This window comes from Parapedobacter sp. (genome assembly GCF_035556095.1).
In the GTDB taxonomy this organism is placed as follows: domain Bacteria; phylum Bacteroidota; class Bacteroidia; order Sphingobacteriales; family Sphingobacteriaceae; genus Parapedobacter.
In genome coordinates this window covers 51,703-72,476 of record NZ_DATMFT010000017.1, presented here as the reverse complement: position 1 = coordinate 72,476, position 20,774 = coordinate 51,703, and the positions used below count along the sequence as shown (strand labels likewise).

General features: G+C 52.1%; 14 protein-coding genes. 9 read left to right on the top strand and 5 right to left on the bottom strand.

Translation table 11 applies throughout. The features are described 5' to 3' along the window. Nucleotides 1-6: 6 nt before the first annotated feature. From VNQ80_RS08115 to VNQ80_RS08090, 6 genes are all read left to right on the top strand, one after another. The gene (locus VNQ80_RS08115) at nt 7-1,974 is read left to right on the top strand and encodes a hypothetical protein (protein WP_325637302.1); all 1,968 of its coding nucleotides are present in this window, start codon (nt 7-9) and stop codon (nt 1,972-1,974) included. Between the two features lie 5 nt (nt 1,975-1,979). Continuing rightward, nucleotides 1,980-4,271, top strand: a complete 2,292-nt coding sequence (locus VNQ80_RS08110) for a DUF6259 domain-containing protein (RefSeq protein ID WP_325637301.1) — start codon at nt 1,980-1,982, stop codon at nt 4,269-4,271. A gap of 273 nt (nt 4,272-4,544) precedes the next feature. Continuing rightward, on the top strand, nt 4,545-5,771 hold the full coding sequence (locus tag VNQ80_RS08105; RefSeq protein ID WP_325637299.1) for a DUF1343 domain-containing protein: 1,227 nt from the start codon (nt 4,545-4,547) through the stop codon (nt 5,769-5,771). Between the two features lie 7 nt (nt 5,772-5,778). Further along, entirely contained in the window at nt 5,779-7,029 is a 1,251-nt protein-coding gene (locus VNQ80_RS08100; RefSeq protein ID WP_325637297.1) for a DUF1343 domain-containing protein, read from the top strand. A gap of 41 nt (nt 7,030-7,070) precedes the next feature. Beyond that, on the top strand, nt 7,071-7,886 hold the full coding sequence (gene murQ / locus VNQ80_RS08095; RefSeq protein WP_325637295.1) for an N-acetylmuramic acid 6-phosphate etherase: 816 nt from the start codon (nt 7,071-7,073) through the stop codon (nt 7,884-7,886). A gap of 12 nt (nt 7,887-7,898) precedes the next feature. Next, complete coding sequence (locus tag VNQ80_RS08090) at nt 7,899-9,380, top strand: sodium:solute symporter (RefSeq protein ID WP_325637293.1); 1,482 nt, start codon at nt 7,899-7,901, stop codon at nt 9,378-9,380. 47 nt (nt 9,381-9,427) lie between these two features. Here VNQ80_RS08090 and VNQ80_RS08085 read toward each other — a convergent pair whose 3' ends face one another. From VNQ80_RS08085 to VNQ80_RS08065, 5 genes are all read right to left on the bottom strand, one after another. Beyond that, nucleotides 9,428-10,972 carry a SusD/RagB family nutrient-binding outer membrane lipoprotein gene (locus tag VNQ80_RS08085; RefSeq protein WP_325637291.1) on the bottom strand — a complete coding sequence of 515 codons (1,545 nt, stop codon included), beginning with the start codon at nt 10,970-10,972 and terminating at the stop codon, nt 9,428-9,430. A 20-nt stretch (nt 10,973-10,992) separates the two neighbouring features. Next, entirely contained in the window at nt 10,993-14,187 is a 3,195-nt protein-coding gene (locus VNQ80_RS08080; RefSeq protein WP_325637289.1) for a SusC/RagA family TonB-linked outer membrane protein, read from the bottom strand. A 294-nt stretch (nt 14,188-14,481) separates the two neighbouring features. Further along, nucleotides 14,482-14,919 carry an Rrf2 family transcriptional regulator gene (locus VNQ80_RS08075; RefSeq protein ID WP_325637287.1) on the bottom strand — a complete coding sequence of 146 codons (438 nt, stop codon included), beginning with the start codon at nt 14,917-14,919 and terminating at the stop codon, nt 14,482-14,484. A gap of 142 nt (nt 14,920-15,061) precedes the next feature. Continuing rightward, entirely contained in the window at nt 15,062-15,922 is an 861-nt protein-coding gene (locus tag VNQ80_RS08070) for a DUF808 domain-containing protein (protein ID WP_325637285.1), read from the bottom strand. Nucleotides 15,923-16,071: 149 nt separating this feature from the next. Further along, the gene (locus VNQ80_RS08065; RefSeq protein ID WP_325637283.1) at nt 16,072-17,169 is read right to left on the bottom strand and encodes an NAD(P)-binding domain-containing protein; all 1,098 of its coding nucleotides are present in this window, start codon (nt 17,167-17,169) and stop codon (nt 16,072-16,074) included. Nucleotides 17,170-17,393: 224 nt separating this feature from the next. On the opposite strand from VNQ80_RS08065, the gene VNQ80_RS08060 reads away from it, so the two are divergent. The 3 genes from VNQ80_RS08060 (at nt 17,394) to VNQ80_RS08050 (ending at nt 20,760) form a co-directional block, all read left to right on the top strand. Further along, nucleotides 17,394-18,392, top strand: coding sequence for a type IX secretion system membrane protein PorP/SprF (locus VNQ80_RS08060; RefSeq protein WP_325637281.1), 999 nt, complete (start codon nt 17,394-17,396; stop codon nt 18,390-18,392). Between the two features lie 12 nt (nt 18,393-18,404). Further along, nucleotides 18,405-19,652 (top strand): gliding motility-associated C-terminal domain-containing protein, encoded by a 1,248-nt coding sequence (locus VNQ80_RS08055; protein ID WP_325637277.1) that lies wholly within the window; start codon nt 18,405-18,407, stop codon nt 19,650-19,652. A 118-nt stretch (nt 19,653-19,770) separates the two neighbouring features. Then, a complete protein-coding gene (locus tag VNQ80_RS08050) occupies nt 19,771-20,760 on the top strand; it encodes a hypothetical protein (protein ID WP_325637275.1) in 990 nt (329 codons plus the stop codon). Nucleotides 20,761-20,774 lie beyond the last annotated feature (14 nt).

The window sequence follows — 20,774 nt, the reverse complement described above, 5'->3', positions numbered from 1 at the left end:
ATGAAGATGGTTTATCATATTGCCTGGTTATTCATGGGGTTACTTTGTGTGCGGTGTGACGGCGGTGGTGAGCAGTTGCCACGCGCCGAAGTGAAAGAGCGTGAAGGCGTCCCTACCCTGTTTGTCAACGGTACCCCGTATCCGCCCTACGCGTACATGTCATACCTCGGTGAAGCCCAATTCTATCAGGAGATGGAGCAGGTTGGGTTACATTTATACAACATCCCGGCCTATTTGGGCGATCGTGGTATTAACTCCATTTCGGGCATCAAGCCGTTTCGGTCACCGATTTGGTTGGGCGAGGATGAAATGGATTACTCCAGTATCATTGAGGATTTCGATGAGCTGATCGCCGCAGACTCCAACGCATTGGCCATCATACGGATCCACCTCGATGCACCGGTATGGTGGGAGGACTCGCATCCGGAGCACGCAAGCCTGCAGCCCGATGGTTCTACATTCCGGACCAGTATGTATAGCACGCTGTGGCGGGATGAGGCCAGTGAGGTGCTGGCCCAACTGGTGAAATGGCTGGAGCAATCGCCTTATGCCAAGCATCTTATTGGCATCCATGTAGCGGGAGGTTTTACCGAGGAATGGATGTACCATTTCAAAGATGAATTTTACGATAAAAGCCCTGTAAGGCTTGAAGGTTTCAGGGAATGGTTGCGGAAGCACTATGCAGACGATGTGGAGCGGTTGAGGCAATCGTGGAACCGCAATGACGTGACATTTGAGAGCGCCCAGCTGGGCGACATCAGCGGAAAGGCGAGGGCTGATTATTGGCGTCACCCCGATACGGCAGGCCAGATATTCGACACCTTTGTTTTTCACGGAGAGACCACGGCCAATCATATCGCGCACTTCTGCCGTGTCGTGAAAGACGCGAGTGACGGCCGGTTGCTTACGGGTGCTTTTTACGGGTATCATTACTTTGTAAGTGATCTCCGCCGCGGGCACGGTGCATTGGCTAAGTTGCTCCGGTGTCCCGATCTGGACTACCTGTCGAGCCCAAATGATTATCACCGTGTTATCGGCGAGGATTGGGCTCCATTTGCTGCCATCAAATCTGTGCAATTGCATGGCAAGTTGTGGTTGGCGGAAAATGACACGCGCACGTCCATCACCACCATGCTGCGCGACCGGGCACCGCACGTCCAGCCCGAAGGAACCGCCTATACAGACGGCGTATGGCTGGGCCCTGATACGATGGAAGAGTCGGAAGCATTCCTGTGGAAGAACCTCGGGCGTATGCTGGCCTATGGTTACGGCGGGTGGTGGTTTGATATGTGGGGAGGCTGGTTCAGCGATCCAAAATTGATGAATGTGATTGCATCCGGACAGCGTTTTTTCGAGCGCTACCCCGATGAGGCATTCCCCGCGATGGCCCCTCAGGTGGCAGTGGTTGTCGACGAGAAACTTGGCGCCATGGATGCTTCGTTCGGCGGGCTTACAAGCAGACTAACACATAACCGGTACGCGTTGGGAAAAACCGGGGCACCCTACGATTTTTACTTGCGTGAAGACCTGGATGCGGTTAAAGCGGGAGACTATCAGGTGGTGTGGTATTTGGGGCTGTTGGCATTGACAGACGACGAGCAATCTTATTTGGACGCCGCCGCAGAGCAGGATACCTGGGTGGTGTGGACAGACGGTAGTCAGTCTACGATATATCAACCCGATGGGCAGGTGCACCGTAGGGATGCTAAAATCCAGTGGAGTGCGTCGGAGCTCGGTGAGCTGTTTGAACGGGCGGGTGTGCACCGTTATCTGAAAGGCGGACAGGACGTGTTATATGCCGGAAGAGGGTGGATAAGCCTGCACTCGGCGGAGGGTGGCGACAAATTGGTTAAATTGCCGTTCAATGCCACGGTCATCGATCCGCTGGTTGAAACGGTAGTTGCCAACGGGGATGCTTTCGAAGTGACCATGGAAGCGAAATCAACGAGGCTATTCAAGCTCGTACAAGAGTAGTAATTATGAAGTTTTGTTTGTATCTCGACCACCGAGGCAATATGCTGTCTTTTGCCTTTTTACTGGTCGCAATGTTTGCTGGCCTTTGTGAGGGTCACGCACAGGGCGGGGGAAACGTTGAGCGTTTGACAAACGGCAAATTTAAGCTGGCCTTCAATGGCGCTAGCGGCGAGCTTCAGGAAATGACGTCAGTGAAAGAGAATGCATCATTTTTGGTCAGTGACATCCTCTCCGGCGGGTCGCCTTGGGAGATTGCCATCGATGGAACGGAAAAGCCCCGGAAGATTGATGCCCACGCGGCTTCCGATTTCTCGACTTCGCAAACCGCGGACGGCCTGGAACTGATCTGGACCGGGTTTGAAGGGCTTCCGGATGATTTCCGTGTGACGGCTTCCATCGACTTGATTCCAGATTCGGCGATGTCCGTCTGGCGTATCCGGCTTGACGGTACCAACGGATTGTTGATCCGCAAAGTAACGTTTCCACGTGTCGCCGGTTTAGCGGATCTGGGAGATGAAGAACTAGCAGCGCCCGATTGGATGGGCTCCCTGCTCAAATCGCCGCGTGACGTGATGACGCCGGGTGGGAGCGGGTTCGCGTGGGAGTACCCCGGCCACATGTCGATGCAATTTCTCACCCTGTATAATCCCCATGGTGCGGGTATTTACCTAGCCAGTGATGATACGCTGGCCTATAGCAAGACATTTACGTTGTCGACTGACACCACTGGCATGCTGGTCTACGGCGTGGAAAACTACCCGCCCTATGAAGAGCAGCTGTCTTCTTACGAGCCACCCTATGCATTTTTTATCGGTGGCTTCCAGGGAGATTGGTTTACGGCAGCCCGGCTCTACAAGGGTTGGGCCGAAAAACAGCATTGGAGCAGGGATAGCCGCCTTGCCAACGGAAAGGTGCCCGACTGGGTACAGAATACCAGCTATTGGGTATGGAACAGGGGGCATGCGTCAAATGTACTGCCCCCCGCCACAGCGTTGAGCGAGCGGCTCGGTAGCCGCGTCAGTGTATTGTGGCACTGGTGGCATGGCCAATCCTACGACGACTCGTTCCCCGAGTATTTCCCACCGCGGGACGGCGACGAGGTGTTTAAAGCCGCGGTAAGTGAGGCGCAGCGGCGGGGAGTCAATGCACTGGTGTACATGAACGCCCTGAAGTGGGGACCATCAACCCAAAGTTGGGTGGACGAGGGTGCCGAACGCTTTGCCGCTAAAGACATCAATGGCAATATGCTGAGCCATGTTTATAATATTTTCACTAAAAAAGCATTAACCAACATGTGTGAGGCGACGGATTTCTGGAAACAGAAATATGCTTCACTGGTTGATACCGCAGTTAATCAGTATGGATTGGGTGGAATCTATATGGATCAGATATGCCTCAACAGGAGATGCTATGATCCTACGCACGGCCACACCGTAGGCGGGGGAAATTATTGGATGCAGCATGTGGCACAAAAAGATCAGCTGATACGGGCCAATTTTCCGCAGGGCGGTACGCAGGCGCTGGCCGGTGAGGGCGTAGGCGAGAATTGGCTGCCTCATCTGGATTTGTTTTTGGCGTTGCAAGTGAGTAAAGAGCGCTACGCCGGGATACATCATTGGCAAACGATTCCACTCTTCCAAAGTGTTTACCATGAATATGGAATCACCTTCGGGAATTATTCCTCGTTGCTCACACCGCCTTATGACGAGAAGTGGCCCCAGGACCAGGCTCCCGACGATACTGAGACACCGTTGGACCCCGAGTTCAACAGTCAGTTTCTGATGGAGCAGGCCCGCTCGTTTGTTTGGGGCATGCAACCGATGATCGCTAATTACCAGCCCTTCTTGGATACCATCCGGAAAGATGAAATCGATTTCCTTGAGCGGCTGTCCCGTGTCCGCCAAGCCGGATTGGACTATTTTGTTTTCGGCGAATTCCTGCGGCCGCCGCACCTTGACATTCCAACGGAAAACATCGCGGTGTCCCGGCTTTCGATCTATGCCGGCCGCAGCGGCAATGTCACCCGTTTTGAAAGCGATTTCCCCTCGGTGTATGCATCGGCCTGGCGGTCGGAAGCAGGAAACGCGGCAGTGGCATTGGCCAGTATCAGCGGACAAGATTATCATGTCGACTTCGTAATAGATCCGGCCGAGTATGGGATAGGAGATAGCGGTACGATTTATCTACACGATGAAAAAGGAAAGCGTAAGCTTCGGGAATATCGCGGTAGCCAGTCGGCAATTTCGTTTTCTCTACCACCGCGAGGAATTTGTTTCATTGAGTTCGTTTCTGAGTAACCGCAACGACGACATCCAACACCCGGTAATTGTTATAACTAAACAAATAAAAGAATGAAACCATCATGATTTTCAAAATCACACAGTGGAATGACTAAATCATGATAGCTTCATCACCATTAAAACCGCCGAAGGCAGCATGAATGCCTTTAGAAACAAAAAAGCGATGAATAAACAAATTTAGACAGATGAAACCTGCATAAATTGCCATAAACAAAAGGATATGAATAATTTATGTAAGCTTCATTGCCATTAAAAAACAAATTTATTCGAATGAAAAAAATACAGTTTTTAGGATGGGTCACGGCGAGTTTCTTGCTGCTTCCTTCATGTGGGTCTGGCACTGGCGGCCATGGGCGGCAAGCATCAGCAGATTCGGCTGCGGTTGCCGACAATCCCATCGTAACGGGAGCCGACCGTACGGAAGAATACGTACCTTACTTAATGGGTAAACGTGTAGGATTGGCTATCAATAACACATCGGTCATCGGGGATAAGCTAAGTATGGACAGTCTCATCGCATTGGGTGTCAATGTGGTGAAAGGGTTCGGTCCGGAGCATGGGTTCAGAGGTAATGCGAGTGCTGGAGCTAAGATTGTAGACGAAGTGGACGAGAAAACCGACGTGCCGCTGATATCACTTTTTGGCGGTAAATATAAACCCACAGCGGCCGATCTGGACGGTGTGGACGTGATGGTTTTCGATATGCAAGACGTAGGGGTACGTTTTTATACCTATGTTTCCACACTCCATTACATCATGGAAGCGTGCGCAGAAAATGATATTGAGGTGGTTATCCTCGATCGGCCGAATCCCAATGATGGTTATGTGGATGGTCCGGTGTTAGAGAAAGGGTTTGAATCATTTGTGGGAATGCATCCGATTCCCATCGCCCATGGGTTGACATTCGGGGAGTATGCAGGGATGATCAACGGTCAACGGTGGTTGGCAGATGGTGTGCAGTGCAAGATCAAGGTCATCCCGATGTTGAACTATCACCACGGCAAGCCATATACGCTACCCATCCCCCCTTCGCCCAACCTGAATACCCAACAAGCGATTCTGTTATATCCCGCTACCTGCTTATTTGAAGGTACGGAGATTAGCGAGGGCCGGGGTACGATGTTTGCATTTTCTGTTGTTGGCAGCCCAAAGTTGGAAGGCAAGTTCGACTTTTCGTTCACGCCGGTTTCGATCCCGGGCATGAGCGAGAAGCCCAAGCACCTCGGCGAAACCTGCTACGGCCTAGACCTCCGGGAAGTCGATACCGATTCGTTCAAAACCAGTGGGCGTATCAATTTGTCTTGGTTGAGGGAGCTCTACGAGGCCCATCCTGATAAAGACAACTTTTTCAGAGGTTCGTTCAGTAGACTGGCTGGAAACGACAAATTGGAACAGCAAATCAGAAATGGGATTTCCGATGAAGAAATTCATCAAAGTTGGGAGCCGGCATTGGGTGAGTTTAAGCAGATGAGAGAGCAGTATTTGATCTATGATTAATGTGGGTATGAGACGTGTTGGAATTTGCCTGTTCCTGGCCGTGCTATCGATGGCGTGCGGTACCGCTGATGGAGATCACATAGTCACCTGTGGTGCCGATCGATTGTTCCCTGAGTATTTCCACTTAATCGAGGGTAAGCGCGTAGCCCTGGTTGCCAACCACAGCGGGGTGCTGGCCGATGGTACGCACCTGGCCGATGCACTGCACCAGCATCCGGGCGTGACGTTGGAAGTGCTGTTTGGTATGGAATTTAACGTGCGTTCCAACGATTACTCGATCAAGCGGGACGATGAAAAGACCATCGACCCGGAAACTGGAGTGATTAAATACTCGCTGTATGGGGAGACTCACAAACCCACTAAGGAAATGCTCGGGAATGCGGAGGTCGTGATCTTCGATATACAGGAGGTTGGCCTGCGGTTTTACGAACATGTGAATATCCTGGGTTTCGTCATGGAGGCTGCCGGCGAACATGGACTGGAAGTGATTGTGCTGGATAGGCCAAATCCACTGAATGGTGTTGCCGTCGATGGTTTTGTGACGGATGATGATCACCGCTATACCTTCGGGGCCTATGCGAAAATCCCGGTCAGGCATGGCATGACTATGGGCGAGTTGGCGAGGATGTACATTGGCGAAGGCTTCCTTCGGGATGGTGTGGCACCGGTGTTGCACGTGATTGATATGAAGGGCTGGAAGCGAAACATGTGGTTTGATGATACAGGCTTGGACTGGCGGAAGCCATCCCCCAACTTGTTGACATTGAATTCGGTGATTGCCTATGGGGGTACTTGCCTATTTGAAGGACTTAATGTATCGGAAGGACGGGGAACAGACTGTCCGTTTGAATACATTGGAGCGCCATGGCTGGATAGCCACCAGGTGATTAGGTTGCTGTCGGAGTTGGATTTCAAGGGAGTGGATTTTGAGGCCGTGACGTTCGTGCCCGAACAGAAGAGCCACCTTGGCCGGCCTCCCGAGCTCCATGGAGAGACCTGCAATGGCATATTTGTCCATGTCAAAGACCGTAGCCAATACGCATTGTACCGAGCAGGGATTGCGTTGTTGTGGGCAATCCACGAGGTGCATGGCGATCAGCTTGTTTGGAACGAAGCGGTAATCAAACGCCTGACCGGGACTGACCGATTAATCGAGATGATCAGGGCGGGGAAGCGCCCGGAAGCTATTTTTGAATCTTGGGTGGGCGAAGTTACCACCTTTGTTAACAGCAGAGGAGCATATTTGGCTTACCAGTAAGCTGTTTAATACTTACATTTGCAAACCAATCGTGTTTTTAGATGATGAATACTACGGAGAAAGAATCGAATTACCGCAACCTAGATAAAATGTCGGTCGGAGAAGTATTGTTAAATATCAATAACGAAGACCGTACAGTCGCCGTTGCTATAGAAAAATCGATGCCACAGATTGAACGTTTAATAACGGCTACCGTGGCTTCCATGAAAGCAGGGGGGCGATTGTTTTATATCGGTGCAGGAACGAGTGGTAGGCTCGGTATCTTAGATGCATCAGAATGTCCGCCTACATTTGGGGTGCCGTATGACTGGATCATTGGTATCATTGCAGGGGGGGACAAAGCCATCCGCAAGGCCGTGGAATTTGCCGAAGACGATGAAGAACAAGCATGGCTTGACTTGCAGGATTACCACATCAATTCTAAGGATGTGGTGGTCGGCATTGCTGCCTCTGGTAGTACCCCCTACGTGTGTGGTGGGCTACGGGCTGCCAATGAGATGGGACTGGTTACAGGCTGTGTGGTTTGTAATGCTGACACACCCATAGCAAGTGAGTCCAAGTACCCTATAGAAGTCATTGTCGGGCCCGAGTTTGTCACGGGTTCTACCCGCATGAAAGCAGGTACGGCCCAGAAGCTCGTGCTCAATATGATCAGCACTACGGTGATGATCCAATTAGGGCGTGTAAAAGGAAACAAAATGGTAGATATGCAATTAACAAACAACAAGCTATTCAGCCGGGGTATCCGAATTATCATGGAAGAAACCGGTATCGACGCACAGACCGCATCTGATTTACTCGAAAAATATGGCAGTGTACGTAATGCCATTGAATACTCAAGCGTTGCCGACCATTAAAGCAAAGACTGCATGACACCTATTGTCCTCCTCCTTTTTCTGGTGGTTTATTTCACACTGCTGCTTGGCGTAGCGTACTTCACGTCGCGTAAGTCGGCCGACAACTCCACCTTTTTCGTGGCCAACCGTAGCGCCAAGTGGTACATGGTGGCATTCGGGATGATCGGCACCGCCCTGTCGGGTGTAACGTTTATCTCCGTGCCGGGAGCGGTGGGCAACAGCGACTTCGGTTATTTTCAGTTCATCCTCGGCAACGCGGTGGGGTTTATCATCATCGCTTACGTGCTGCTGCCGCTGTACTACCGGATGAACCTCACCTCCATCTACACTTACTTGGAGGAGCGCCTCGGCCACCGGAGTTATAAAACAGGTGCCATGATCTTCCTGGTGTCGCGCACCATCGGGTCGGCCTTCCGCCTCTATCTGGTGGCCATCATTCTGCAGTGGTTTATCTTCGACGCATGGAATGTACCCTTTGCCGTTACCATCGCATTATGCCTGTTGCTTATCTGGCTATACACCAATAAAGGGGGGCTCAAGACCATCATCATCACCGATATGATGCAAACGTTCTTTTTGGTACTGGCAGTTATCTTGTCGATTTACTTTATGGCCGATAGCCTGGGCTTGGGCCTGCTGGAAACCATCGAGACAGTAAAGGAAAGCACGTATTCCAAGGTTTTCTTTTGGGATGACCTTCTGGGTGACCGCATCCACTTTTGGAAGCATTTCCTTGGTGGTATCTTCGTCACGGTGGCCATGACCGGGCTCGACCAAGACCTGATGCAGAAAAACCTGAGCATGAAAACGATTGGGGAGGCGCAAAAGAATATGCTCACCTTTACGGCCATCTTCGTGGTCATCAATCTCTTTTTCCTTTCAGTGGGAGCGTTGCTGTATATCTATGCCGGCCAAAACGGGATAGACGTGGCCAGTATGCCCACGCCGGATTACCTGTATCCAGAGATTGCCCTCCACCATTTGGCCGTTGTGCCCGGTATCGTGTTTATGATGGGCCTCACCGCCGCTACATTCGCTACGACCGACTCGGCACTGACCGCGCTCACCACCTCATTTTGTGTCGACTTCCTCAATTTCAATAAGAAAGCCGACCCCAACGACCGCGCACTGGTGCGCACGCGCAACCGTGTACACTTCGGGTTCTCTATTGTGATGCTGCTGGTCATCCTGGTGTTCCGGATTATCAACGACGATTCGGTGGTTAATGCCATCTTTACCGCGGCTAGTTACACCTACGGGCCGTTGCTGGGACTCTTTGCGTTCGGCATCCTCACCAAGCTGCCGGTAGCCGACCGGCTGGTGCCGTATATCTGCGTGCTGTCACCACTGCTGTGCTATGTAATCAACACGTATGTGGTGGTGCCATACACGGCCTATGTGGTCGGTTTCGAACTAATTATCTACAACGGATTGCTCACTTATTTGATGTTGTGGGCTAGCTCTTTCGGGATTGCCAAACCGGCAAAGGCCTAAAAGCTACCCGGATTCCGGATAGCTTTTAGGTTCAGATGTAAGGTAACTCACTTATTCCACCACACCTTCGTAGTGATGACATCGTCGCCCTGGTTGGCCAGCGCTTCTTGGTAATTCGCACGGTTTACACTCTGCTCTTTTGCGGGATAGAATAGCCGCTGTGGGATGCCATTGCCAAAAATCGGTTCAAAGCGGTAGGTTGTTGTCCCGTTGGAGGTGGTCCGTTGCCACACAACGTCGCCCGGTTCTACCAGAAACGTCGGGTACCCTGTTCTTCTGATTTCAGCCCATGATTCCAATCCCTGCGTGAAGAGTGCAAAATATTTTTGTGTGAGTACGGTCTCGCGGCTTGCTCCAGGCAGGCCGTCGGCATAGGCTTTGGCCGTAGTGGGGTCGATACCCCATTTTTCGAGTGATGCCTGTACGCCACTGCGGTATGGGGCATCGTTCCAGTTCTCATACTCTGAGATGAGGAAAGCCACTTCTGCATATTCCTGCAGCGTCTCGGCAAAATTGGCAGCGTTTACCACGATGCCCGGCAGGCTGATGTCGGTAGGCCCGTTGATTCCTCCCGCTTCCAGCGGCAGTCCGTATGGTTGGCCAATATACGCGCCATCTTCATTGGGCAGTGCATACACGGTCAGTCGTGGGTCCTCGCTTTCGAAGGGGCCGAGCTCGCCTTTCAGTGCATTTACCAGTACATGGGATATGGCGAAGTCTTTCCGGTTTGCGGTTACCGTGGCACGGTACAGCGGCGCTTCATTGGGTGCACTGGCGGCATACCGGAAAACGGCATTGTGCGCGTTCGAGGTGAACACACCTTGCGCGATGGCCGCCTCGATATGCTGGATGGCCAGCGCGGGTTCTTTCGCCCGTATGCGTGTGGCTAAGCGCAACCGCAACGAATTGGCAAACCGGGCCCATAGCGCATTATCGCCTTTGTAAATGATGTCCGACGCACCAAAGGTGTTTAAGTCTTTGTATTTCCATAATGTATCCGCTGCCTGCTCCAGCTCGTTGAGCAAATCGGTATAGATTTTTTGCTGGGTGGCATATTTGGGCGTATAATTGTCTGGCTCCTGCTGCAGCGCTTCGAAATCCGGATCGTCATTGCCGTAAGATTCATACGGAATGTCGCCAAACACATCCGTGAGCGAGTGGAACGTAAACGCCTTCAGTACACGGCTGATGGCAATCTGATTGGCATTTGTGCCTGCCGTGCCGGCTGAAGCGGTAGCTTTGGTGTCCTCATCGGTGTTGAGCTGTATCACCTTATTCAGGTTATTGAGCGCTTTATACGCGTTAGCCCAATACGTATCCGCATAGCTACGGGGGATATCGTAACGCGACTGGTCGGTGTAGATGTTCTGGCTGTAATATTGCGCGAACAGCAGGGCGCCCCGTAGCGAGAAGTTCTCGTTCCGGATGTTATCCACCAGCTGCTTCTGGGCAGCCAGGATGATGCTTGGCGTGGGCACATTCGCCGGCCGGTTCGGATCGGTGTTGAGCTTCTCAAACTCGCTGTCGCTGCACGCACCCAATGTGACTACTAGAACAGCGGTGTAAAGGATATATTTAATAACGGTATTCATGACCATGTGTATTTATCGGGTTAAAAATTTACAGTAACATTCAGTCCATAGGTAGCCGGTATCGGGATGTTCCCGCCCTCTATGCCTTGCACGTTTCCGCCGCTGTTGGTAAACTCAGGGTCGATGTACTTACTTTTCGTATAGATATTCCAGAGGTTTCTACCGTAAAGGGCAACATCGAGCCCGGAGATACCGATGTTGTTTTTGATGCTGAACTGATAGCCAAGCGTCACCTCCCTGAGTTTGAAAAATGTTGCATCGAAAATGCTGAACGTTGTAGGGCCGTTGTATTCGTTTCGGGCCCAGTCCTGTGCGGATATCCGCGTATCGTTCGGTCGGATGTTGGATGTGGTATACGTACCGTCGGGATGGAAGACCACGTCGGCCTGTACGCCGTCTACGATTACCCCGTTTTCACGTATGCCATTTGCTGCGGTGCGGTCGAGGATACCCGAATACATGCCCACTTTATAGGTTTGTGAAAAGAAGCTTCCCCCCACGCGGCCATCGATGAGGAAGCCGAATGTCAGGTTTTTGAACCGGAATTGGTTTTGGAGCCCCACGAGGTAGTCTGGTAGCACACTCCCCAGCGGCACCAGCTGCGTCGTCTTGAGGTAGGTGCCGTCTTCCTGCACCACCCGCTGCCCGTCTGGCGCATATACAAAATCGTATCCCAACAGTTGGCCGTACGGTTGCCCCTCGCGGGCTACAAGTGTTACCAGCGAGTTGCTCAGCTCAAGCGTATTCACGCCCTCGTCGAGTTTCTCCACGCGGTTCTGGTTTTTGGACCAATTGATGGTTCCGTTCCATTCAAATGCCGCGGTTTTAACGGGCGTGCCGGTGAGCGTCACCTCCACGCCCTTGTTGGTTACACGCCCGGCGTTGAGGATTTTGGCATCGTAGCCGAATGCAGCCGATACGGGTACGGGTAAGATTTGGTTCCTGCTGATGTTGTCGTAATACGTCGCATCCAATCCCAGGCGGTTATTGAAAAACACCAGGTTCAATCCGGCTTCCCATGAACTGGTAATCTCGGGTTTGAGCAACGCGTTGTTCAACGTGCTCGTGAGGCTATAGTTGGCGTTGCCATTGAACGCCGGCAGCGCTTCGAAAACCTGCTGCAGTTGGTACGGATCGGTGTCATTGCCCACCTGCGCCCATCCAGCACGGACTTTACCAAAGGTAAGGAACGGAATGTTTTTCAAGGCCGGGAGTTCACTGAAGACAAAGCTTCCGGTTATCGATGGGTAGAGAAATGAGTTGTTGGCCGTGGGCAAGGTCGATGACCAGTCGTTGCGAATGGTTCCATCCACATAAAGCAGGTCGTTCCATCCCGCAGAGAAGCTGCCGAATAGTGAATATACCCGTTTGTGGTAGAAGGCATTGTTGTTCAGTACCGAGGGCGCATTTTTCAAGTTGTAATACAGCGGCACAATCAATCCGCCTTGCGTGAGGCCATCGGTGATGCGGCGTTGCTGATCGCGGATGTTGCCGCCTACGTTGCCCTGTAGCGAAAAGCGTGTCCACCGCTTGTCTGCGGCAGCGATGAACTCGTAGTTGTACTCATTGAAATGGTTGCCGTACTCCTGGTATTGCGACTGCGAGCGGGAATAGACGGCGATACGGTCCTGGAATTGGTGTGCATATACGTCGCCATGTACACGTCCGGACAGGTCGAGCCAGTCTGTTGCCTCAAAGGTTAGTCCGATGTTACCATAGAGGCGGTCGCGCTTTTCTTCGAGGTAGCTTTCGTAGGCAGACCAGTAGGGGTTATCGATAAATCGTGTGGCTTGGGCCGCGGGTGTATCTTCATATCCGGTACGGTTCCACGCCCGCGGTGTGCCATCCGGCCGTTTATAATCGGCGAGCCGCTTGTAATCCACCTGCACGCCGCCCCATTGGAAGGCTTCGAGCATGATATTGCGGTTTGAGGCACCGGCCCAGGGCCTTCCCAGTGTATTGTTGTGCGTATAATTGAGGTTGCTTGATACTTTCAGCCGGCCAAACTCCGTGGATCCGGCAAAATTCAGTGTGTTTCTACCCATGCTTGAATTGGGTACCGTACCCCTTACGTTCCGGTTGGTGTAGGACAACCGGTATGCCGTGTTGCCGGAAGAACCCGATATGGCCAGGTTGTTGGTGTTTGATACACCGGTCCGGAAGAAATAAGATACGTCGTTTTCCGGATATAGCCACGGTTCGGGGTTCAGGTAGTCTGCGGGGTATTCGGGGTCGAGGTTGTACCAGTGCAGCACTGGTGTGCCATCCAACCGGGGCCCCCAGCTTTCGTCCGATGCATAATCGACGATGTTGTATTCCTGGCCGTTGATGGTCGCTGTACCAAATGACGTGCTGTAGCCTTGTCCATACAGTTGCTGGCGTTTGGGTAGCCGCACGATGTTTTCCAGCTCGATCCCGGTGTTGAGGGAGATGTTGAATTTGTCTTGCCCTTCACCTTTTTTGGTGGTGATGAGAATGACGCCATTGGCGGCCCGTGACCCATAGAGCGCCGCTGCCGAGGGTCCCTTCAATACGGAGATATTGGCAATGTCATCCGGGTTAAGGTCCTGGATAAGGTTTCCGAAATCTTTTCCGGCACTGCCGTTGATCATCGACGAGCTGTTGAGGTCCGCATTGTCTATCGGTGTACCGTCGATGATGTACAGCGGTTGGTTGTTGCCGCTGATGGAGTTGATACCGCGCAGTAACACACGGGTGGAGCCACCAATGTTACCGCCCGATGGGATGATTTGCAGGCCCGCTACCTTACCGGATATCGCGCCAAGCGCGTTCGCTGGCCGGGTCGACAATTCCTGGGCGTTGACGTCCTGCACGGCATAACCCAATGCCTTCTTTGCCCTCGACACACCGAAAGCCGTCACCACAACTTCGTCGAGGCTTTCGCTGCTGCTCGTCAGTTCCGCGCGCAGTGGACCCGTTTGCTGCCCTACGGCGATTTCCTGCCGATCAAACCCTACAAAAGAAAAGATCAAGATATCAGCTGGCGATACACCTTGGAGTGTAAAGAGGCCCTGCTCGTCTGTTTGGGTTGAAAGCGGTTTCCCCTTTACCGATACGGATACACCTGATAAGGGGTTTTTTGACAGCGCATCGATAACACTGCCCGTAATGTCGATTTGTTGGCCAAACACCACCGTGGGTGCCAACAAGTATAAGAGGTATATAAGAATACCTGCACAAGTTTTCTTGTTCATGGAAAAATGCTTGAAGATTAATGAAAAGGAAAAAAATACAAATGCTCGCTGCAGGGATTAGCAGCACATTCGCATTCGATGCGGTAGGGTGTGGATGTGGTAATTACGTTTAACGCGGTAGCGACTTCGAGTAAAAACAATCTTCATTATCAATGTCTATTAATTCAGTAGACAAAAATAGTTATTAACTGATAAGTCGCCTATTCTTTTTCGACAAATGACAAAAAAAATACAATTACTCAACAGGTGAATTGTTGGAGTAAGTTTGTATCTAATTGATGTACAGGGTTGAGTTTAGTCGTCGAGTGCTAGTGTTTTTTCTTTGTTGATAATGTCTGCGATGCTGGTGTCATTCAAAATCTGGAGCATGGCATCGCGCACGTCGGTAAAGGTATCCCGGATTCCACATACGCCTTCTTCTACGCATTCGTCACATTTCCGATAGAAGTTGAGGCTTACGCAAGGCAGTAGGGCGATAGGTCCGTCAATGAGGCGCATTACCTGCGATAACCGGATGTCCTCTGGTGCTTTATTGAGGCTGTAACCTCCGCCGGCGCCCTTTTTGCTATATAAGATACCCGCGTTTCGCATTTCCAGCAGGATCTGTTCGAGGAATTTCTTGGGGATACGTTCAGCTTCTGCAATGCGCAGGATCTGCATGGGTTCCTTACCGTAATTCCGGCCCAACACAATCAGTGCCTTGATGGCGTATTTCGTTTTTTTGGATAACATGCCTGACTCCTAGTGGTTCTCAACTAACAAAGATAGCAATAATTTTCGGTCGATTCACCGAAGCATTTCCGGTAGCGTCTGCGGCGTTCAGACATCCGCCAACTCTCGAAAACGGAATATCGGGATTATTTTGGGTACCCGGTTATCTTTTGCCAAATATCCGCTTCCCTACACTCACCAATGCCACCGCGATCAATCCCCCGCCGATGCCAAAAGCCAACTCTTTAATGACGGGCGGTACGGTGGGCAACAAATGGTGGAAATAGTCGATATTGTGAACAAAGATACCGCCAGAAACCAGCAGGAGGGCGACGGTGCCGATTACGGCTAGGCTTTTGATGACGATAGGGAGTGACTTCACCAGCAACTTCCCCAGCGTGGATAGCCATCCCTTTTCGTTGCTGTACTTAATGAGGCGATGGCCGGCATCGTCCATCCGGACGATGAGCGCAACGATGCCGTATACACCCACGGTAGCCAGCAGTGCTACCACCGATACGGTCAGGATTTGGATGGACAGGGTTTGGGTCAGCACGGTGCCGAGTGCGATGATCACAATCTCTACCGATAGGATGAAGTCGGTGGTGATGGCCGATCTGATTTTCGTCTTCTCGGCATCGACCGGTTGTGCCTGTTGCTCTTCGATCACTTCGTGCCCCTTTTTCTGACGGTGAAATAAAAACTCGATGATTTTCTCTACCCCTTCATAAGCCAGGTAAAACCCGCCCAATATGAGGATCACCTTGATGGCAGCCGGAAAAAAGGCATTCAACAGCAAGGCCACCGGGACAATGATTAGTTTATTCAAGAAAGACCCTTTCGTGATTGCCCACAGTACCGGTAGCTCGCGCGATGCCAGGAACCCCGTTGCCTTTTCCGCATTGACGGCAAGGTCGTCTCCCAGTATGCCCGCAGTCTTACGTGTGGCGATTTTACTGGTTACGGCCACATCATCCATCAATGCCGCGATATCGTCTAAAACCGCAAAAAAACCTGATGCCATTGTCTATTATGTTGTTGCGGCTGTAAAAATATCAATTTCATCTAGCTATTTATTTTTTTTCAGTTTATACCTCGGTGTCCTTTGAAAATAATTGGTTTTGACAGCCTCATGAAACTTGCATTTCACTAGCAGCATCAACCGTTGAGGGCTCATTTACCCATGCCGAGGTAATCGGTAAGTTCCTGTGCGGCTGCCCTTCCGGCGCGGTTGGCACCGATAGTCGATGCCGATGGGCCGTAGCCCACCAAGTGTATGCGCGGGTCTTTCGCCACCAGCGTAGCCAGCCGGCCCGCCATAATGATGCCCCCCGTGGGTTCGCGTAGCATTAGCGGCATCAGGTGGTCGAGCGAGCTGTGGAAGCCGGTGCACCACAGGATGACGTCTACCTGTAGTGTGCGGCCATCGGACCAGCGTACCCCCGTGGAGGTGATTTCGCTGAACATCGGCTGGCGGTTCAGCACGCCGCGCTCGCGCATTGCCGCTACTGCCGGTGTGATGGGCAGGCCGGTAACCGATACCACGGATGCCGGCAGCAGGCCTTGGCGTACACGTTCCTCCACGAGGGCCACCGCCGCACGGCCCCGCTCGGGCGTAAATGGCCCCGGTTCAAAAACCGGTGGCCGGCGGGTCACCCAGGTTGTGTCCGTTACCTGCGAGATCTCGTCGAGCAGTTGGATGGCCGAAATGCCGCCACCCACGATGAGTACGTGCTTGCCCGCAAAAACAGCAGACGTTTGGTAATCCCGGGTGTGCAGTTGCGTGCCCTCAAATAGGGATGCACCCGGGTATTCCGGTATGTACGGCTTATCCCATGTCCCCGTAGCATTGATGATTCCCCGGGCCGAAAACAGTCCTTTGTCGGTTTCGATGCGTAGTCGCCCCTCGCGTTCGCAAACCACGATTACCTTTACGGGGCGGTATACCAACAGCCCAAATTTACGTTCGTAAACATCGAAGTATTGGGGCACAGCGTTATTGGCCGCTACTTCCACGGCACGCGTGTCGGCCACCGTTTCGGCAAAAGGAAGGCCCGGTAGATCGTGTATGCGGTTTGCCGTGCTGAGCGTGAGCGACGGCCAGCGATATTGCCAGGCACCACCTGGTTGGGGCGACTGGTCCAGCACTACGAAATCGCGCCCCGGGGCCAGTCCCAATTGTTTAAGGTGGAAAGCTGAAGAAAGTCCGGCCTGCCCTGCGCCGATTACGGCGATGCCCGTTTTGTATATCAGTTGGGGTGGAGGTGCCATAGCGTGCTAATTTTTGACTTTAACTACCGGTAAGTCGCTCAGTCGGTTTTACAAACATAATAATCTTATTGCGATGTGAATACCCCTGTTTTGAAATGCATCCTACGGTTCGCCGTGTAGCTTTGCTATCTGCCTATACCGGCATGGCGGGGCAACCGCGGCAAGTTGATGCAATGGATTAAAATTATTACTATTATTGCTGACGGATTATAAACGAAAGATACGTGAGATCAGCGGCCTTGCTCATTATTGTCTGCAACTTTGCTGTGGCGCTCCATGCGCAGCAGCGGCCGCAGTACACCCAATACCTGTTCAACAACTTTCTCATCAATCCTGCGGTCGCCGGTATCGAGCGTTATGTCGATGTGAAGCTTGGTGGGCGCAGCCAGTGGCATGGGGTGGAAGGTGCACCGCAGACCGCGTATCTATCGACCCACTTCCCGGTCAATGGCCGCCACATCCAGGATGGTGCACTGTCGTTTGCTGAAGGTGGTTACAATCCTTATAGCCGGGGTTTCAGCCACCGGTACCGTGCCTCAGCCCCACATCACGGTGTGGGTATCACGGTTCAGCACGACCGCGCAGCGCAATTCGTCCGTACCGATGCATTGTTCGCCTATGCCTACCATCTGCGCGTTGCCGAAACGGTGAACCTATCGGTAGGGGCGAATGCGGGATTTTCGCAGGTACGGCTAGACATGGCCGGCATCGACAACCCCAGCGATCCCGTGCTGGCCAACTATGCCGATAGCCGTATCTCACCCGAGCTGGGCCTCGGTATCTGGCTTTACGGTGCACGCTTTTTTGCGGGTGCTTCTGCTCAGCAACTGCTGGGCAACCCGCTTGCATTTTCAGACTATGCACAGCGCATGGGTGGCCACCAGCAATTTTTCTTTATGGCGGGCTATAAGCTGCACCTTGGCAGCGAGATGGCCCTGGTTCCTTCCGTGCTGTTCAAACAGATGGCGCGAATGCCTTTCGTGGGCGACTATAATCTTAAGCTGGCTTTTCGCGATCGCTTGTGGGTGGGTGGCGGCTACCGCAGCCACGAGTCATTTTCGGCTATGGCGGGGTTCAATATCAGTGCATTGTTCAATGTCAGCTATTCGTACGATTTCAGCACGGGCCCTGTGCGTACGTTGGCACATGGCAGCCACGAGGTCGTGCTGGGTTTCCTTCTCAACAACCGGTATAAGGTGTATTGTCCACAAGTGATGTTTTAGCAAGCTTTAGCCATGAATCGTACCGTGCTAATCTGCTTTTCGTTAGGAGTTGTGTTGCTGTTTAACAGTCGGCTGGTTGCCCAACCGGCATTCACTTTTGATTATCCGGATACGGTAATGTTGTGCGACGGAGATTCCTTTCTCTTGGAAGTAACAGACGTGCAGCCCGGTTACCGTTACCAATGGTACCGTAACGGGAACATCATCGATGAACAGACTTCATCCCTATTCTATGCGACGACTGCGGGGACCTACATGGTGAGGATAAATGACCCCGGCAGCAATTCCGTTTACACTGATTCGGTAACCGTAATTTATCACTTGAGAAGGCCGACCACCACGGACCGCAATATACCCGTTTGTGAAGGCGAAACGCGCACGCTCACACTTACGGGCTATGCGCCAGATGCCGTAAAGCGTTGGTACCGGAATGGAGAACTTATCGTCGGAGCTTCTGATACCGCCCTACGGGTAAGCGAACCCGGAAACTATCGGGTTGAAATTTCTAACGGTACATGTTCGGTATCGTCAGATGAACTTAGTGTGCATTTTCTTGCACCACCGGTAGCACGCATCCAAGCGGCAAGTGACGAACCGATCTGCTCGGGCGCCACCAATGTGCTCACGGCATTACACCCTGCCGATGGCTCCTATAGCTACCGGTGGTCTACCGGTGAGACCACCCAAAGCATTGAAGTGAACAGTGCCGGTATATATACGTTGATACTGACCAACGCTGGCGGCTGCGCCGATACGGCTGAAATCGAAGTGTTGGCTCACGAGCAACTAGTGGCACCGCAAATCCCCGATACGGTTATCTGCGTGGCCGAACGGGAGGTGGTACGCATTGAGGCACCGTTGGGATATACGGCCTATTATTGGAATGGTGGCACCAGTAGCGGCACTTACCTCGACGTCACCAGCCCCGGCACCTACGCCCTCCAAGTGGAGGGTGAAAACGGTTGCTTAGTCAGTACCACGTTTGAAGTGCGTGCGTACTGCAAAGAATTGACCATCCCCAATATGTTCTCACCCAACGGTGATGGGGTGGGCGATGTATGGGAAGTCAGCGGCCTGGAAGAACGAAACGCTGCGGTAACTATTTTCGACCGAAACGGGCAGGCCGTATTCCAGTCGCGTGGGTACAACACTCCCTGGGACGGTTCCTACAATGGGCGCCTTGTACCTGTAGGCACTTATTACTACCTCATCATCGTCGGCGACGAACATTACCGAGGCCCGGTAACGGTGTTGTATTAACGCAGAAGTACGAGGGATACCTGCTACGATTACGAATTCCTTGTTTTCGTGGATTGCCATCCTTTGGCAGAACTCGTATTTTTGACCGGTTTAATACGATAATAAAAACGAATTTTACATGTATCTATTTTCTGAACGGACGACAAAACGACTATCCCATTACCTATTCATTGCCTTACTGCTGTTTTCGGCATGTGCGAAGAACGATCCGCTGGACCCTGACGAGCAACCCGGCGACAATACGCCGTTTGTCGAAGGAACCATCGAAATGGGCATGTACAGCCATGGGGTAGACCTGGGTTTTTTTATCAAGGAAATCGACTTTTCGCGCGATGATGTGCCCCAGCAATTTGCCGCGCTTGCCGAAAACAACGAAGAAGCACAGCAGTTTCTTGCCCTATTGCAGGAGTACTCGTCGACCAATCCTTTTGCCGCACTGGGACTCATGATGAATAGTGTTATTGGGACCTATTACGTCAAGGGCGACGTCGTGCTAGGCAAAGCCCGTGGATTTGGTTTTCAGTTTGATAACTACCACGATGTGAAAAATGATGAGGGAAAGGTATTCATGCGCACGTTGGTACAGACGGATGAGATTGCTGCGGAAGACCGCGAGCTGTCGTTGACCTATGTGCCCTCCGTCGACCTTGGTGTTGGTGGTGGCGGCGCGCTTGACGTCTCGATATATAATCGCGAAGTCTCCGCAGAAAATGCCATAGTGGGCGGATATTCCTGCGAGGTGTCTACGTACACCATCAAGTCCCAGCATATTCCCGATCCCGATCCCAATAATCCGCTTCCGGAGACGCCCATTGCTTACAAGCTGGTGGTCTATACAGCCGGTGCTTTTAATAAAACGATCAATTTCACGCACCCGTTTTATTTGCCGGAAGATGCCGGTATCCTGAAGCTCGAGATTTTCTACGATAGTGGTGAGGAACCCACATTGGTGATGCAGCCCGAAAAAATCACGGCCCGCACCATTACGGATACCGAATTGCAGATCGAGGTGAAAGATCCGGTTTACGACTTTACCGATGTCGGAGTCGCTTGGAAGATGCTCGCTATCCTATTCAGTGGCTGGGGAGTGCTGGAAGACAGCGAGTAACACGTTTATGTGGG

Coding starts and splice junctions, on each gene's coding strand:
- VNQ80_RS08075 (WP_325637287.1), bottom strand. CDS start 14,919: ATGTTATCCAAAAAAACGAAATACGCCATCAAGGCACTGATTGTGTTG.
- VNQ80_RS08115 (WP_325637302.1), top strand. CDS start 7: ATGGTTTATCATATTGCCTGGTTATTCATGGGGTTACTTTGTGTGCGG.
- VNQ80_RS08090 (WP_325637293.1), top strand. CDS start 7,899: ATGACACCTATTGTCCTCCTCCTTTTTCTGGTGGTTTATTTCACACTG.
- VNQ80_RS08050 (WP_325637275.1), top strand. CDS start 19,771: ATGTATCTATTTTCTGAACGGACGACAAAACGACTATCCCATTACCTA.
- VNQ80_RS08100 (WP_325637297.1), top strand. CDS start 5,779: ATGAGACGTGTTGGAATTTGCCTGTTCCTGGCCGTGCTATCGATGGCG.
- VNQ80_RS08110 (WP_325637301.1), top strand. CDS start 1,980: ATGAAGTTTTGTTTGTATCTCGACCACCGAGGCAATATGCTGTCTTTT.
- VNQ80_RS08065 (WP_325637283.1), bottom strand. CDS start 17,169: ATGGCACCTCCACCCCAACTGATATACAAAACGGGCATCGCCGTAATC.
- VNQ80_RS08085 (WP_325637291.1), bottom strand. CDS start 10,972: ATGAATACCGTTATTAAATATATCCTTTACACCGCTGTTCTAGTAGTC.
- VNQ80_RS08080 (WP_325637289.1), bottom strand. CDS start 14,187: ATGAACAAGAAAACTTGTGCAGGTATTCTTATATACCTCTTATACTTG.
- VNQ80_RS08105 (WP_325637299.1), top strand. CDS start 4,545: ATGAAAAAAATACAGTTTTTAGGATGGGTCACGGCGAGTTTCTTGCTG.
- murQ (WP_325637295.1), top strand. CDS start 7,071: ATGATGAATACTACGGAGAAAGAATCGAATTACCGCAACCTAGATAAA.
- VNQ80_RS08055 (WP_325637277.1), top strand. CDS start 18,405: ATGAATCGTACCGTGCTAATCTGCTTTTCGTTAGGAGTTGTGTTGCTG.
- VNQ80_RS08070 (WP_325637285.1), bottom strand. CDS start 15,922: ATGGCATCAGGTTTTTTTGCGGTTTTAGACGATATCGCGGCATTGATG.